This window comes from Acidobacteriota bacterium (genome assembly GCA_028875575.1).
Taxonomy (GTDB): domain Bacteria; phylum Acidobacteriota; class Terriglobia; order Versatilivoradales; family Versatilivoraceae; genus Versatilivorator.
On the sequence record JAPPDF010000015.1, the window covers coordinates 2,501 to 18,251 of the forward strand.

The window sequence follows — 15,751 nt, forward strand, 5'->3', positions numbered from 1 at the left end:
CAGCTCGATGAGGCGGCTCGAGACCTGGCGTCGAAGAATCGCGACCTGGAAGAGTCCCACCGGGCCTCGGAGGCCAGGAGGCGATACACCGAGGCGGTCCTGGAGAACATTCCCACCGGGGTCATCTCCATCGCCGCCGACTCTTCCATCAGCACCATGAACGAAGCCGCCCAGCAGATGCTGGGGCGGACAGATGACATGGGTCTGTCGCTGGAGGAGTTGTTCCAACCCCAGGACCTGGCAGAGATCCAAAGCCTGATGGCCAAGGCAGCCCGCGTGAAAATCGCTTCCAAGGAGTTGGAAATCACGACCCGACGGGGAACCTTTTACGGCGCCGTGACCCTCAGTTCGCTGGATCCGGCAGATGCGGGACCTCAAAGGTTCGTCATGGTCCTGGAGGACTTGACCGAGCTGCTCAGAGCCCAGAAGGCCAGCGCATGGCGAGAGGTGGCTCGGCGCATGGCTCACGAGATCAAGAATCCACTGACCCCGATTCAGCTCTCGGCCGACCGAATCCTCAAGCACCTGTTCAGAACCGGGAGACCGGGGAACGATGCTGATCCTCGTTACCCGGCCTCTTCGGGCTTTCAGGCCACCGTCAAGGAGTGCGTGCACACCATTACCCAGGAAGTCAAGACCTTGAAGGGGATGGTGGACGAATTCTCCCGATTCGCCCAATTGCCTTCGCCAACCATGGTGCCTTCCAACCTCAACGCCATCATGGAAAGCACCCTGGCCTCCTACGACGGCCGGCTCGACGGCGTGGAGGTGGTCAAGCGGCTGGCTCCCGACCTCCCGCCGACCCAGGTGGATCCCGAACAGCTGAAGCGGGTGTTGGTCAATCTGATCGACAATGCCCTGGAAGCCATGGATCAATCCGACCGCAAGCAGCTCTCCCTGTCCAGCCGGTTCTTTCCCTCCAGGGAGACTATCCAACTGGCCGTCAGGGACAGCGGGCAAGGCATTGCGGCGGCTGATCGGGACAAACTGTTTCTCCCCTATTTCTCGACACGCAAGAGAGGAACCGGCCTGGGGTTGGCCATCGCCAATCGCATCGTCGCCGACCACAAGGGGTACATCCACGTGGAGGACAATACTCCCCGGGGCGCCAGCTTCGTGATCGAGCTCCCAGCCTTGTAGCCCGCCGGGGCGGCACCGGCCCGGACCGCGCTTCCGCCGGCAATGAAGGCATCGGGGCGGACGCGGGCGGCGGACCGGAATTGCCGCGATTCAAGTGAAGGTGAGGAAGTGGCCAGAAACTCCATACTGCTGGTGGACGACGAGGCCGGGATTCGGAAGTCCCTGGGCGCCGTGCTGAGGGAGGAGGGCTTCAAGGTGACCACGGCCCGTACCGGGGAGGAGTGCCTGCGCCTCCTGGAAAAGAAGACCTTCGAGCTGATCCTGTTGGACATCTGGCTGCCCGGTATCAATGGACTGGAGACACTGGAGACCATAAGGAAGAGGAAGGTGGATGCAGCCGTGGTGATGATCTCCGGCCACGGCACCATTGAAACCGCGGTCAAGGCGACCCGGCTGGGGGCTTTCGACTTCATCGAAAAACCCCTTTCCATCGAGAGGACGCTGCTGGTGGTTCAGAACGGCCTGGAGAACAAGCGCTTGCAGGAGGAAAACAGAACGCTCAAATCCCGGCTGGGTCAACACTACAAGATCATCGGTCAAAGCATCCCCATGAAGGCCCTGCGACAGCAACTGGCCATCGCGGCGCCCACCGACGGCCGGGTGTTGATCTACGGGGAGAGCGGCACCGGAAAGGAACTGGTGGCTCATGCCCTTCACCACCAGAGCCTGCGAAAAACGGCGCCATTCGTGGAGGTGAACTGCGCCGCCATCCCTGACGAGTTAATCGAGAGCGAGCTGTTCGGCCATGTCAAGGGGGCCTTCACGGGGGCCACCGCCACCAAGGTGGGAAAGCTGGAAAAGGCCGACGGGGGAACGCTGTTTCTGGATGAGGTCGGAGACATGACCCTGAAGACCCAATCCAAGGTGCTCCGGGCGCTGGAAACCCAGCGCTTCGAACCCGTGGGCTCCCATTCGACGGTGACGGTGGATGTTCGCGTCATCGCGGCTACCAACAAGAATCTCGACCAGGAAATGCAACGGGGCAACTTTCGCGAGGACCTTTTTTACCGACTCAACGTCATCCCCTTCTACGTGCCGCCCCTGCGCGATCGCACCGAGGACATTCCGGTGCTGGCAAAATTCTTCATCGGAGACTTCTCCCGCCATTACGGGCAGCCGTCCAAGGAACTGAGCTCGGAGGCCGTGGATCTGTTGACGGCCCATTCCTGGCCCGGCAACGTTCGAGAGCTGAAGAACCTGGCCGAGCGGCTGGTGATCATGACGCCCGCACACAGGATTGAAGCTCGGCACCTCCCGGCCGGGGTGCTCAAGCCCAACGGCGCCCGGGAAGACGCGGTTGAGGCCAGGAGCTTGTCGGAGGCCCGCATGGCCTTCGATCGAGACTACATCCTCAGGAAACTGGAGGAAAACCGAGGGAACATCTCGCGCACGGCCGAAGCACTCGGCATCGAGCGCAGCCACCTTCACCGCAAGCTCAAGTCCCTGAAGATCAATGTCAGCCGGGGCTAGTGTCCTGTTTCGGGAAAAGGGTTGCCAGATTTCGGAGCCCAACGCTGCCTGTTGGCTGAAACCCAACGGGCCTCTCCTACCGACCGTTTCCCGGTGGAACCTCCATCGGAGATGGTAACCTTGTTTCTGAGACAGGACACTCGCCCGCACAGCAACTCCCTCCAACCGATTTCGTGGATTCCGACGACAGTGGCATGAATCTGGAGAATTCAAAGTCCAAGCAAACCCTCTCCGATTTCCTTTCCGGATCGCTCCGGATCGGCAGTCGGACCGATCTGGATGCGTTTTTGGCCGAGCCCGGTGCGGCCGAGAGAGTTCGCAGCGCCCCCTACCAGGATCTGTTCCTGGCCATCAAGGCGGTCGGTCTGGCTGACAGCCAGGAGTTGCTCCTGCTGGCGACCTCCAGGCAGCGCCGTGGCTTCATCGACCTGGACTGCTGGCGCAAGGACAGCTTTCATGTGGCCAGCTTCATGGAATGGATGGCCGCCTACATGCAATGCGGACCCGAAGAGGCGGCATCTGCCGCCAGGGCAGTGGATGCCAACCTGCTGGCGCTGTTCCTGAGGAACAACATTCGCATTCACTTTCTGGAAACAGACGAGCCTTACCCGGAGCTGCCGATGATCCTGACGCCCGACCAGCGGTTCGGCATCGAGGTCACCGGCCAAGCCGGGGGGGCGACCATGGCCCGCCTCCTGCTGGACGTCATCTTTCGAATGGATGCCTCCCTCGGGTACGACCTGATCGATCGGGTGCGTTGGGACAACCGGGTCTCCATGGAGGAGGAAGCCTACCAGAGCAAGCGGCTCCGCCTGGAAGAGATCGGCTTCGTCGATTACTACGAGGCCCTGAGCATCTACGGAGAGGTTGGCACGAACGCGGCTCCGCAGCTCCAAAGGGCTTTGCAAGAGGAGGATGCAGCCCATCGGGTTTCGTCGACTCTACCGGCCCTGCTGGTGGCCTCGCTGTCGCCGGGAGAACATCTCTGGAGAGCCCTTGGAGCCATACGGGACACTCGCCAGGCCGAGCTGATCAGCCAGCAACTGGCCGCACTGGCCAATCGGATTCTCTCGGTTCACTCGGTGACCACCGGAGACCTCGAGAAGGTAAAGCCGGCCCTGGAAGAAATGAGGGACACGCTGAACCTGGGGCTTGAGCGATTGACTCAAGGGCGCGCCACCCTGGCGGCGTCAGCTCTGAAGCAGCAGGACATGCTGGGACTGTTCCGGACGGGGTTCAGCCTGCTGGCGGACCTGCGCACCCAAGCCGACAGGGTCATACATCGGGGGAGGCTCCGACTGCAAGGAGCCCAGCAGACCTTGTTGGAATCGCCGCAGGCCGAACTGCTGGACGGGTTGCGGCGCCACCGGCCTCTCTTCTTCGAAGGGGTGCAGGACTCGCGACGGGCCGGTTACCGAAACTTCCGCGGTCTGGCCGATGTCGAATCGGCTAGACGGAGCCTGAACGAGATCGAGGCTCTGGGACAATCCTTCTGGAGCCTCATGGTCGGTCCCGCCCCCGAGCTCACGCCCGAGCGTCTCCGGCAGGTGAACCGGGATCCGGATGAGTTGCGCTTCGGAACTCTCTTTGTCACCGCAGTCCTCAATCAGTTCCTGGGGAAACCCTTCAGGCCCGAGCCCATCGGCGTCCACCAGCTCCAGGGTGTACTGAGGGATCTGGGACCGCCCGGGACAGATCCCCGACAGCTGGCCGATGGACTGAGGGCCGTGGCCCGGGCGCGGCTGGACTCTCCCGGCGTCGAATCGGAAATGCTGGAGGTCCTGAACCCTTTTGTCGAGTCCTGGTGCCGGGCCGGCGCTGAAGAGTTGGCCCCGCTTCGGGGAGAATCGGAGATCATCCCGGAGTGGGTCACCACCGTACTGCTGAATCTGACCCGGGAAAGTTGAAGCATGGTCTTCCAGAACTTCGTGCGCCTGATCCGAAGCCGGAAACTGGTGGCTGCGGGCGACAAAGTGCTATTGGCTCTCTCCGGGGGAGCCGACTCAACGGCTCTCCTGTGCCTCTTCCTGGAGTTTCGCTCTCAACTCGATCTGGAGCTGGCGGTAGCTCACCTGAACCATGGACTTCGGGAGGAGGAATCCGAAGCCGATGCCGAATTCGTGCGCTCCCTGGCCGCGGACCATCATCTCCCCTGCGTCGTGGAAAAACTGCCTCCCCGGGAGCGACCCAAGGGAGGAAACGCAGAAGCCAGGGCCCGGGAGCAACGGTACCGGTTCCTGCAACGGATCGGCGATTCCCTGGGCGCGCAACGGATCGCCTTGGCACACACCCGCAACGACCAGGCGGAGACGGTCCTGCTGCGGCTGCTGAGGGGCAGCGGCAGCCTGGGCCTGGCGGCGATTCCCGTTTCCCGCGCCAACCGATTCATAAGGCCCCTGCTGTCGATCGAACGGGAGGAACTGCGCACCTATCTACGGTCCCGCGGGGTGGAATGGCGCGAGGATTCCTCCAACAGGGACCTGCGGTTCGCGCGCAACAAGGTGAGGCATGAGCTCATTCCCTGGCTGGAGAAATCCTTCAATCCCGCTATCGTGGATGTCTTGGCGAGGACAGCCGAAAATCTGCGCGGCGACGCGGAAAGCCTGGAATGGCTGGTCGGAGATCTGGCCGGCAGGCACGCTGACCCGGCAGACGCCCGGCTCGGCTGGCGGCGGAGCTGGTTGAACACGCTTCCTCCCGGATTGCGAAGCCAGCTGGTGCGTCATGCCTTCGGCATCCTGGACCCGGGGGAACGGGGCCTGAAGAAGCAGGTGGACGCGGTCCTGGAACTGCTGCAAGACCACAAGAGCGGCAAGTCTGTTCGCATCGGCCGGATGGAAGCCGCCAGGGAATTCGACCGCTTGCTCTTCCGGGAGCTGCCGGCTTCCCCGTCGGTCGAATCCTACCGCTACCCGCTCGAAATCCCCGGGCAAGTCCGGCTCCGGCAGGTCGGGCTGGTGTTTGAAACCTACCTGAACCAGGGATCCAGCGGCTTGCCGGTGCTGGACCGCTGGGAGATTCAGCTTTCGGCGCGGGCCGTCGCTCGGGGGCTTGAGGTCAGGTCCTGGCAGACCGGCGATGCCTACCGGCCCCTCGGGTCCTTGAAACCCAGGAAAATCAAGGAACTGTTCCTGAGAAAACGGATTGGATTGAGCGCCAGGGCCGGGTGGCCGGTCGTGACCTGTGGCGGAAAGATTGTCTGCGCCGGAAGTTTTCCGGTGGCAGCCGGCGCCGAATGGCACCGGTCCTCACAAGGCGCGGTCAAGGTGGTAATCGAGGAGCGGGAGCTTGAAGACGGCTCTGATTCGATCACGTCGCCCTGAGCCATCGGTCGATCACAGAGCCCGGGAATGGTCGGAGGCCCCCTGCCCGATCCCGGCCGGCCTTCGGGGGCAATGCGTGCTTAGTCAAAGATTCTTTTGCCTTTACGCCAGCCTCTTCCACAGATTTGATTCGTAAATTGCACGGCGAAATGCTATCTTGTTGGTGTTGGGGTTGCTCCCTGGCGGCGCCGGGCGGTGGAGAATCAGCCGGGTGCCGGACAAACGAAAAGGCGCCGTTCGACACCTTGGAACGCTCCCTGGAGCAAAGCTCAGCAGGTCGGGTGGCGAACAAGCCGGGACCGGCGCCAGGTCTGACCTGAGCCCTCGGTAGCGCCTGTTCGACCCTGTAGCCACATCTGATTGCGATGGCAAAGACACTTCTATTCTGGATCGGACTGGTGGTCCTGGGCGTCCTGCTGTGGCAATTCGTCCAGCGCAGCGGTTCCGAGGAGGAAATGGAGTGGACCTTCTCGGAGTTTATCGAAGAGGTGGAGCAGGCCAACGTGGGGGAAGTGGAGATCGAGGGGAGCAACGTCAAGGGTAGAACCAAGGACAATACTCCCTTCACGACCGTCGCCCCTCCCGACTACGATATGACCGACCGCCTGCTGGCCAAGAACGTCCGTGTCAAGGCCAAGGTACCTTCCCAGAGCCCCTGGCTGGCCGCTCTGATCACCTATGCTCCCTTTCTGCTCCTGATCGGGATCTGGATCTTCTTCATGCGGCAGATGCAGAGCGGCGGCAACAAGGCCCTTTCATTCGGCAAGAGCCGGGCCAAGCTGTTGTCCTCCCAACAGAAGAAGGTCACCTTCAAGGACGTGGCCGGAGCCGAGGAAGCCAAGGAGGAACTGCAGGAAATCATCGAATTCCTGAAGGATCCCCAGAAGTTTCAGAAACTGGGCGGGCGAATTCCCAAGGGGGTTCTGCTGGTCGGGCCTCCAGGCACCGGCAAGACGCTTCTGGCTCGCGCCATCGCCGGCGAGGCCGGGGTGCCCTTCTTTTCCATCAGCGGCTCCGACTTCGTGGAGATGTTCGTGGGCGTGGGCGCATCCCGGGTAAGAGACTTGTTCGAGCAAGGCAAGAAAAACGCCCCCTGCATCGTCTTCATCGATGAGATCGACGCGGTGGGCCGGCACCGCGGCGCCGGCCTGGGCGGCGGGCACGACGAACGCGAGCAGACTCTGAATCAGTTGCTGGTCGAAATGGACGGGTTCGAGTCCAACGAGGGCGTGATCCTGATCGCAGCCACCAACCGCCCCGACGTGCTGGACCCGGCCCTGCTGCGCCCCGGACGGTTCGACCGCCGGGTGATGGTGGCTCGACCCGACGTGAAAGGACGGGAAGGCATCCTTCAGGTCCACACCAAGAAAATCCCCTTGTCGGAGGACGTGGACGTCTCGGTTCTGGCGCGCGGAACGCCCGGCTTTTCAGGAGCGGACCTGGCCAATCTGGTCAATGAAGCCGCCCTCAACGCCGCCCGTTTTGACAAGCAGTCGGTCACCATGCTGGACTTCGAGGGCGCCAAGGACAAGGTCCTGATGGGAGTGGAGCGAAAGTCCCTGATCATCAGCGACGCCGAAAAACGGAACACGGCCTATCACGAAGCCGGTCATGCCCTGGTGGCGGCCATGCTCCCCCAGGCCGACCCGCTCCACAAGGTGACCATTATCCCGCGGGGGATGGCACTTGGGGTCACCATGCAGCTCCCGGAGGATGACAAGCACACCTACACCCGGGACTTCTTGGAGAGCCAGATCGCCATCATGATGGGTGGACGGGTGGCCGAAGAAATGTTTCTGGAACACATGACCACCGGGGCGGGCAACGACATCGAACAGGCGACCGAAATGGCCCGCCGCATGGTGTGCGACTATGGGATGTCCAATCTGGGTCCCCTGACCTTCGGCAAGAGAGAAGAGCAGATTTTCCTGGGACGGGAAATTGCTCAGCACCGCGACTACAGCGAGGATACGGCGATCAAGATCGACCAGGAGATCAAGCGGTTCGTCAACGAGGGGTACCAGCACGCTCGCAAGATCCTGGAGGAGAACAGGGACACCTTGATCCGAATCGCGGAGACCTTGCTGGAAAGAGAGGTTCTCGACGCCGACGAGGTGCGTATGGTCATCCAGAACCTCCCGCTGGAGGAGAAGGTGGACCCGCTCCCGCGGGAAGATTCCGGTCCTCCCGAGGCGGAAAATCCCAGGGGAAAGAAGTCCGTCTCCCCGCCCGTTGGACCGCTGGTCGACAAGCAGCGGGAAAAGCCGGCCCCCGCCTAGTTGTCGTTCTTGCCAAACCGAACCTGACCGCCGCCAGCACCGGACCGGACAACCGGTTGCCCTTCCACCGCCCGTTTCCTCTCAGTTTCATTTCTTCCTCGCACTTTCCGCGGGGCTGCGCTTTCGAGAAGAGGTGCGTGCAAGGCTTTATTGAGGGGCAGGACGTTCCCGTTTAGAATTTTTGGACGACGAGCTTTTTGAAAAATCGCAGCGGGGCAGATCATTTTGCCGGCACAGGTGTTGTTCTGCCTCTTTCAATAACACGTGCCACCTGGTGAGCAATGCGAGTTCACCACATAAAGCACAAGAGTCAGAAAACGAATTCTTTAAATTCACACACCGCCCGCATGCCTTGGTTGTTTCTCATGGTTGGGCTCTTTTGATGTTTTTGTGCCTTTTGTGGCCATTCCCGGCAGTGGTCCCGCTGCCGAATTTTGCGAATGCCTATGACATTTCCCGAGCGCAGCCGGGGTCGCCGCATTAGCCGCGCAAGCATGGGCCGGAAAGGAGACCCATGAGACAGCGCTTCCGGTTGCAACTTCCCCACGGCACCCTTGAGTTGGGGCGGAAGACCCTGATCATGGGAATTCTGAATGTCACCCCCGACTCCTTCTACGATGGCGGCGCCTACCTGCGAACCGATGAGGCGATCGAGCACGGTTTGCAACTGGAAGACCAGGGAGCGGACCTGGTGGATGTGGGAGGGGAATCGACCCGTCCGGACCGTCCCGGTTCAGTCTCCGCAACCGACGAGTTACGGAGGGTTGTCCCGGTCATTGAACAGTTGGCCAAGCGTCTGACCGTCCCGATCTCGGTGGATACCTACAAGTCCGAAGTCGCTCACAGCGCGCTCGCTGCCGGCGCCTCGGTGGTCAACGATATCAGCGGGCTGCGCTTCGACCCCGACATGGCCGCCTGCGCCGCCGCGGCCGGCGCCGCCATGGTGCTTATGCACAGCCGAGGCAGCCCGCAGCGGCTCCATGGACTGCCCGCACTCAAGCGGCCCCTGCAGTCTGTGCTGTCGGGCCTGCGGCATTCGGTGAAAAAGGCTCACCGGGCCGGAATCCCCAGCAATCGGATCATCCTGGACCCCGGGCTGGGATTCGGAAAGGGCGTGGAAGACAATCTCTTGATTCTGCGGCGACTGGAGGTTCTGAAACGGTTTCAGCTACCCATACTGGTGGGGCCCTCCCGAAAATCATTTATCGGCAACCTGCTGAACCTGCCGGTAGAGCAAAGGTTACTGGGAAGCCTGGCCAGCACAGCCGTCGCCGTGATCCAGGGAGCGCACATCATTCGCGTTCACGACGTTGAGGAGACCCGCCAGGTGGTCCAAATGTGTGATGCTATAATGGGATTTTCCGCCTAGTGTTCTGTCTCAGAAATCCACCATGAATCTGATCGAACTCTTCCGCCTGGACCGACTCACCTGGTCCTCGGCTGTCGACATTTTCATCGTCAGCATTCTGATCTACCACATCCTGTTGTTGATCCGCGGGACGCGTGCCGTACAAATGGCGTTCGGAGTGGGGTTCCTGGTGCTGTTCTATTACGTCACCCTCTGGTTCAATCTGGAGACTGTTCAATGGATCATGACCACCATTCTTCCCTTTTTCGTGGTGGGGATCATTGTGTTGTTCGCGGCTGAGATACGCCGGGCCCTGGCCAACATCGGCAAGAATCCGTTGCTGAGAAGGTTCTCCCGAAATCCGATCACCGAGACCTACGAGGAGATCGTGTCGGCGGCAACCCGATTGTCCTCCCAGCGCATCGGGGCACTGATCGTCATCGAGCGCGAGATGGGACTCAAGAACTATACGGAAAGCGGCGTGGTGGTCGATGCCGCCCTATCCTCCGATCTGCTGGTGAGCATGTTCCTGCCCGGAGCTCCCCTCCACGACGGAGCCGTTATCGTCCAAAAGGGCCGGATTACCGCGGCTGCCTGCTTCTTGCCTCTCACCCTCGACCCCAGGTTGAGCAAGGAGCTGGGGACCCGCCATCGGGCAGCCATCGGCGTCACCGAAGAGTCGGACGCCGTGGTGGTGGTAGTCTCCGAAGAGACCGGAAACATATCCACCGCAGTCGGCGGCGACATTCAGAGAAACCTGGACGGCCCGTCCCTGCGCCGGCATTTGGCCGGAATCTTTGCGGGTACGGCTACGGCATCCTCGGGGTCCCCATCCCACCTCTCTCCGGTGGCGGAAGGCAAATGAGCCGATACTGGAAGGTCCTCACCGGGCTTCTGCTCAATAACGCCGGGTTAAAGCTCGCCTCGCTGGGCCTTGCCCTGCTGCTGTGGGGCGCGCTGAACGACGAGCCACGCTTTGTGGGTGAGGTCCGGTTCAGGCCCAGTCTCCAATACCTGATGCCCCCCCACCTTGAACTGGTGGACAATCCTGCGGGCTCGGTGGATGTCCGACTGAGAGGTCCCTCCAGCATCCTGAACAAGCTGGAGCCCTCCGACCTCTCCGCCCACATCGACCTGGCCAACGCCCAACCCGGCGAACGGGTCTACTCCATCACTCCCGATGACATCTCCAGGCCACAGGGGGTCACGGTCACCCGTATCACGCCCTCCACGTTGCGCCTCAATCTGCAACCGACCGCGAGCAAGGAGGTCGAAATCGACCCCCGAATCGTCGGCCGGGTAGACGTGGGTTATCGGCTCCGGTCGGTGACTCCCCGACCCGACCGGGTGCTGGTGGAAGGCCCGGGGGGGCGCGTTTCCGGCATGACGCGAGTGACCACCGAAGACATCGACGTTACGGGTCGGTCCACCGGCTTTGTGGCTCGCGTCAATCTGGATGTGGAAGACGGGGTGGTGCGTTTTCCTCAGGGCCGCCGGGTGGAAGTCGATGTCGCCATCGAACCCTTGGAAACACCGGCGGACGGGCAAAATTCCCTGCCACAAAGAGATTCCCCATGACAAAACTGTTCGGGACGGACGGAATCCGGGGGGAGGCGGGCTGCTTTCCTCTGGATGAGCAGACGGTCTGCGCCATAGGCCTGGCCTTGGCTGAGTTTGCCGGCCCTCCAGGAGCAGGCCGCATCCTGATCGGTAAAGACACGCGAGAATCCGGCCCATGGATTGCCGGCCGGTTGAGCCAGGGCCTCGCCTATCGGGGAGTGTCCGCCATTCACGACCTGGGTGTGATACCTACCGCAGGGCTGGCCTACCTCACCCGAGCCCGCGGCTACGATCTGGGAATCATGATCTCCGCTTCCCACAATCCTTACCGGGACAACGGGATCAAGTTGTTCTCAGGGCAAGGTTTCAAGATTTCCGATGACCGGGAGATCGAAGTCGAACGCAGCATAGAATCCTGGAGGACGTCCCCGGCGGTGTCGGCCTGCCGCGGCTCGACCGAAATCGACAAACGGGATTCCCTGGCGTCGGACTACCTCGACTTCTTGCGCCGACAAGCGGTAACCCGGCTGGAGCCGCTTCGCGTGGGCCTGGATGTCTGCAACGGCGCAGCCTGCCACCTGGCGCCCCGGCTCTTCCGCCAGTTGGGGGCCGAGGTTACCGTCATCAACGACCGGCCGGACGGTCGAAACATCAACCGCAACTGCGGATCCCTGCACCTGGAGGGCTTGACCCGGGCCGTGACGGCCGACTCGCTGGATCTGGGGGTGGCCTTCGATGGGGACGCGGACCGGGCTCTCTTTGTCACCGGAAGCGGAAAGTGTCTGGACGGCGACCACATCCTCTATGCCCTTTCCAGACACTGGAAAGCCAATAGAGCATTGGCCAGCGGGCAGGTGGTCGGAACCATCATGACCAACCTGGCCCTGGAAAAGGCCCTGATCCGGGAAGGCATCCCCTTGATTCGCACCCCGGTGGGAGACAAGCACGTCCTGCAGGCCATGCAAGCCTCCGGAGCCGTCCTTGGAGGAGAGCCCTCGGGCCACATTATTCTGGGCGACCTGCATACCACCGGAGACGGACTTCTCACGGCGGTCAAGCTGGCCGAGCTGCTGGTTCACAGCGGCGCGAGCCTGGACGACCTGGTTTCCGGATACCGACCCTTCCCTCAGGTCCTGGACGGGCTCAGGGTGTCCCGCAAGATCCCGATCGACCAGTCCCCCGAGCTGTCGCGCCTCATTGGCGACGCCAGAGCGCAACTGTCCGACTCGGGCCGCATGGTGGTTCGCTATTCCGGCACCGAACCGCTGCTGAGAATCATGGCCGAAGGGCGTGAGCTGGCCCAGGTGCAAACGGCAGTGGACGGTCTGAAGGCCGAGGTCTCGCAGTTCTTCAACTCGCTGGAGTAGACGCTCCCCTGGCTCCTCGCCGTCCCCTTGACAAGGGCCGGTCCCCCCACTAGCATGTAGGCCATCAATCTCCCTCGGTTCATCACCCATTTCAATCCCGTTCCCTGCGGTTGTCGGCGCGGGTGTGCCTGGGGGAGTCTTGATTCATGGCGGTCAACCTCGGTGACCTGCTGGTCAGAGAAAACCTCATCAGCCGGCAGCAGCTCCGGCAGGCCCTGGCCTACCAGAAGGTCCACGGAGGCCGGCTGGGACACTGCCTGATCCGGTTGGGGTGGGTCACCGGCGAGGACATCAGCGCTATCCTGTGCCGCCAGTTCGGCCTTCCCTCCATCAACCTCCCCTTCTTCAAGGTCGACCCCTCGGCGGTCAAGCTCATTCCGCCGGAGACGGCCCGCAAATACCAGGTTCTGCCGCTGAGTCGGGAAGGCACAACCTTGACCGTCGCCACCATCGACCCCACCGACGTCCCGGCCATGGACGACCTGCAATTCATGACGGGCTTCACCATCGAGCCGGTGGTGGCCGCCGAGTCCGCCGTCCGGGGGGCCATCCGAAAGCACTATGGCCCCGGCCCGACACTGGAACTCAAGCAGGCGGGCGCAGGCGGCACCGTCGAGAGCGGACCGGGGGTCCGCGACGAGCCCGAAAGGGACAGGGCCGGACAAGCACCCGTTGCCATGGAAGACCCGGGACAGACCGCCGGGGAAGCTCCCGTCGTCCAGCTGGTCAACCGGATCCTGTCCAGCGCCCTCAAGCAGGGGGCCAGTGATATCCATATCGAGCCCTACGAGCAGGAGCTTCGGGTGCGCTTTCGCATCGACGGTCTCTTGAGCACCGTCATGACCCCTCCGCTGAGCCAGAAAGACGCCGTGACTTCCAGAATCAAGATCATGGCCAAGCTGGACATCTCGGAAAAACGCCTGCCGCAGGATGGCCGGATGAAGATCCGACTGACGAACGAAGGTCGGGCCGGAGACCTCGACCTTCGAGTGTCGGTCCTGCCCACCCTGCACGGCGAAAAAGTGGTTCTGCGCTTGCTCGATCGGGATCGCCTGATGCTGGACATGACCCAACTGGGTTTCGAGCCGGATTCCCTGCGGCGGTTCGAGTCGGCCATCCTGAAACCCTACGGCATGGTGCTGGTGACAGGGCCCACCGGAAGCGGCAAGACCAGCACCCTCTACTCCTCCATCACCCGTCTGAACCGCATGGAAACCAATATTCTGACCGCCGAGGACCCGGTCGAGTTCAACCTGACGGGGATCAACCAGCTTCAGGTCAAGGAGCAGATCGGATTGACCTTCGCCACTGCCTTGCGGGCCTTCCTTCGCCAGGATCCCAACATCGTGCTGGTGGGCGAAATGCGCGACCTGGAAACGGCCGAGATCGCGATCAAGGCGGCTCTGACCGGCCACCTGGTGCTCAGCACTCTCCACACCAACGATGCCGCCTCCACCGTCATCCGCCTCACCAATATGGGTGTGGAGCCTTTCCTGGTGGCGAGTTCGGTCCATTTGATCTGCGCCCAGCGGCTGGTCCGCCGCATCTGCCGCCAATGCAGGCAAGCGGCCCAGCCACCGGTTGAAAGCCTCATCGAAGCGGGATTCTCTCCTTCCGAAGCCCCGGCGGTCCTCACCTATCGAGGTCGGGGTTGCGACGCCTGCAACCATACGGGCTACAAGGGCCGAGTGGGACTCTTCGAGGTGATGGAGATCGGCGATGGCCTCAGGGAACTCATTTTGAGGGGCGGGAGCTCGGCCCAGCTCAAGCAGACGGCCATCCAGGACGGAATGATCACCCTGCGGGCCAGCGGGCTGCAAAAGATCCGCGATGGCGTCACTACCCTAGAGGAGATCCTGCGTGAGACCGCCAGGTAGCCTCTGCCGGCCCGCAACCGTCTACAGTCAACTCGAGGCTCTCCATGCAACCTCCGTCGCTGCCCGAACTGCTCAAGAAAATGACTGAAATGGGAGCGTCCGATCTCCACCTCGCCACCGGCGCTCATCCCCGGGTTCGGGTGGACGGACGGCTCAGTTCCCTGAAGGACTTCCCGCTCCTGACGGCCGAGGACACCCGGCGGCTGGTCTACGGCGTGCTGACCGCCGACCAGAAGCAGCACCTGGAAGACCACCTGGAACTCGACTTTTCCTTTGGAATCGGAGGGCTGGCTCGCTTTCGTGGCAACTGCTTCAACCAGCGGGGGGCCGTGGGGGCCGTCTTTCGTGGCATTCCCTTCCGGGTCAGGAGCCTTGATGCCCTCGAACTGCCGGCGGTACTGAGGACATTCTGCCGGAAAACCCGGGGCCTGTTCCTGGTGACGGGCGCCACCGGAAGCGGGAAGTCCACCACCCTGGCCGCCATGATCGACCACATCAACAGCGAGCGGCAGGCCCATGTCCTGACCATTGAAGATCCCATCGAGTTCCTGCACGAACACAGGAAATGCCTGGTCAACCAGAGGGAGGTTCATTCCGATACCCGGTCCTTTGCGGCAGCCTTGCGGGCCGCTTTGCGGCAGGACCCCGACGTGGTGCTGATCGGAGAGCTGCGCGACCTGGAGACAATGGAGGCGGCCCTGCGCATTGCGGAGACCGGACATCTCACCCTGGGAACCCTGCACACCCGCTCGGCGGCCTCCACCATCCATCGCGTCATCGACGTCTTTCCCGCCCACCAGCAGTCCCAGATCCGCGCCCAGCTCTCGCTGGTGCTGGAGGGCATCGCCTGTCAGGCCCTTGTTCCCCGGGCCGAAGGTTCCGGCAGGGCGCTGGCCATGGAGGTCATGGTGCCCAACGCGGCCATCCGCAACCTGATCCGGGAGGACAAGGTGCATCAACTGGAATCGATCATGCAGCTGGGCCGGGGAATGTACGGAATGCAGACCTTCAACCAATCTTTGGCCGATCTGTTCCTGGCCGGACGGATCGAACGGGATACGGCCCTGGAATACTCGATCGATCCGGACGAGTTGCGCCGGATGCTCAATCGGAGAAGGGCGGCTGCAATCGGATCGGATAGGACGGCAGGGACGCTGGTGGACAGGCAGACCCGAGCCGCCCGTCCAACCGCCCGACGGTCCCGTCCCGACCCCCATGGCAGCTAGCCCGCATTTCTCACCAGGTCGCTGGACTCATAGTGAACGGCCATTTATTTTCAGAAACTTGTTGGTCCGAATGTGATGCCTTGCGGTTACACACGGTGCTGGGCGCGCCCTGGCTTGGCCTTTTCCCCTCAGCGCATCCATGCTCGCTCGACCGTAGTGAC

General features: G+C 62.3%; 11 protein-coding genes (1 of these 11 only partly in view). All 11 read left to right on the plus strand.

Features of this window, described 5'->3' with window-relative positions:
• Nucleotides 1-1,140, plus strand: partial view of an ATP-binding protein gene (locus OXI69_02255; protein ID MDE2664954.1) — the 3' portion only. 1,140 nt of this gene lie to the left of the window's left edge; only the last 1,140 of its 2,280 coding nucleotides appear in the window; its start codon lies beyond the left edge, outside the window; its stop codon occupies nt 1,138-1,140.
• A 108-nt stretch (nt 1,141-1,248) separates the two neighbouring features.
• A complete protein-coding gene (locus OXI69_02260; GenBank protein ID MDE2664955.1) occupies nt 1,249-2,610 on the plus strand; it encodes a sigma-54 dependent transcriptional regulator in 1,362 nt (453 codons plus the stop codon).
• Nucleotides 2,611-2,804: 194 nt separating this feature from the next.
• Nucleotides 2,805-4,517 (plus strand): DUF6178 family protein, encoded by a 1,713-nt coding sequence (locus OXI69_02265; GenBank protein ID MDE2664956.1) that lies wholly within the window; start codon nt 2,805-2,807, stop codon nt 4,515-4,517.
• 3 nt (nt 4,518-4,520) lie between these two features.
• Nucleotides 4,521-5,933 carry a tRNA lysidine(34) synthetase TilS gene (gene tilS, locus OXI69_02270; protein MDE2664957.1) on the plus strand — a complete coding sequence of 471 codons (1,413 nt, stop codon included), beginning with the start codon at nt 4,521-4,523 and terminating at the stop codon, nt 5,931-5,933.
• A 365-nt stretch (nt 5,934-6,298) separates the two neighbouring features.
• Nucleotides 6,299-8,212 (plus strand): ATP-dependent zinc metalloprotease FtsH, encoded by a 1,914-nt coding sequence (gene ftsH / locus OXI69_02275; protein ID MDE2664958.1) that lies wholly within the window; start codon nt 6,299-6,301, stop codon nt 8,210-8,212.
• A gap of 514 nt (nt 8,213-8,726) precedes the next feature.
• On the plus strand, nt 8,727-9,581 hold the full coding sequence (folP, locus tag OXI69_02280; protein ID MDE2664959.1) for a dihydropteroate synthase: 855 nt from the start codon (nt 8,727-8,729) through the stop codon (nt 9,579-9,581).
• Nucleotides 9,582-9,603: 22 nt separating this feature from the next.
• Nucleotides 9,604-10,425 carry a diadenylate cyclase CdaA gene (gene cdaA / locus OXI69_02285; GenBank protein ID MDE2664960.1) on the plus strand — a complete coding sequence of 274 codons (822 nt, stop codon included), beginning with the start codon at nt 9,604-9,606 and terminating at the stop codon, nt 10,423-10,425.
• Entirely contained in the window at nt 10,422-11,138 is a 717-nt protein-coding gene (locus OXI69_02290; protein MDE2664961.1) for a CdaR family protein, read from the plus strand. The genes cdaA and OXI69_02290 overlap by 4 nt, the downstream gene beginning before the upstream one ends.
• Complete coding sequence (glmM, locus tag OXI69_02295) at nt 11,135-12,487, plus strand: phosphoglucosamine mutase (GenBank protein ID MDE2664962.1); 1,353 nt, start codon at nt 11,135-11,137, stop codon at nt 12,485-12,487. The genes OXI69_02290 and glmM overlap by 4 nt, the downstream gene beginning before the upstream one ends.
• A 146-nt stretch (nt 12,488-12,633) precedes the next feature.
• Nucleotides 12,634-14,364 (plus strand): type IV-A pilus assembly ATPase PilB, encoded by a 1,731-nt coding sequence (gene pilB, locus OXI69_02300; protein MDE2664963.1) that lies wholly within the window; start codon nt 12,634-12,636, stop codon nt 14,362-14,364.
• Nucleotides 14,365-14,408: 44 nt separating this feature from the next.
• Entirely contained in the window at nt 14,409-15,590 is a 1,182-nt protein-coding gene (locus tag OXI69_02305) for a type IV pilus twitching motility protein PilT (GenBank protein MDE2664964.1), read from the plus strand.
• Nucleotides 15,591-15,751: the final 161 nt, after the last annotated feature.

What these genes read in the sequence shown, in the direction of transcription:
- pilB (MDE2664963.1), top strand. Translation starts at nt 12,634, where the DNA reads ATGGCGGTCAACCTCGGTGACCTGCTGGTCAGAGAAAACCTCATCAGC.
- cdaA (MDE2664960.1), top strand. Translation starts at nt 9,604, where the DNA reads ATGAATCTGATCGAACTCTTCCGCCTGGACCGACTCACCTGGTCCTCG.
- glmM (MDE2664962.1), top strand. Translation starts at nt 11,135, where the DNA reads ATGACAAAACTGTTCGGGACGGACGGAATCCGGGGGGAGGCGGGCTGC.
- OXI69_02290 (MDE2664961.1), top strand. Translation starts at nt 10,422, where the DNA reads ATGAGCCGATACTGGAAGGTCCTCACCGGGCTTCTGCTCAATAACGCC.
- OXI69_02265 (MDE2664956.1), top strand. Translation starts at nt 2,805, where the DNA reads ATGAATCTGGAGAATTCAAAGTCCAAGCAAACCCTCTCCGATTTCCTT.
- ftsH (MDE2664958.1), top strand. Translation starts at nt 6,299, where the DNA reads ATGGCAAAGACACTTCTATTCTGGATCGGACTGGTGGTCCTGGGCGTC.
- OXI69_02305 (MDE2664964.1), top strand. Translation starts at nt 14,409, where the DNA reads ATGCAACCTCCGTCGCTGCCCGAACTGCTCAAGAAAATGACTGAAATG.
- folP (MDE2664959.1), top strand. Translation starts at nt 8,727, where the DNA reads ATGAGACAGCGCTTCCGGTTGCAACTTCCCCACGGCACCCTTGAGTTG.
- tilS (MDE2664957.1), top strand. Translation starts at nt 4,521, where the DNA reads ATGGTCTTCCAGAACTTCGTGCGCCTGATCCGAAGCCGGAAACTGGTG.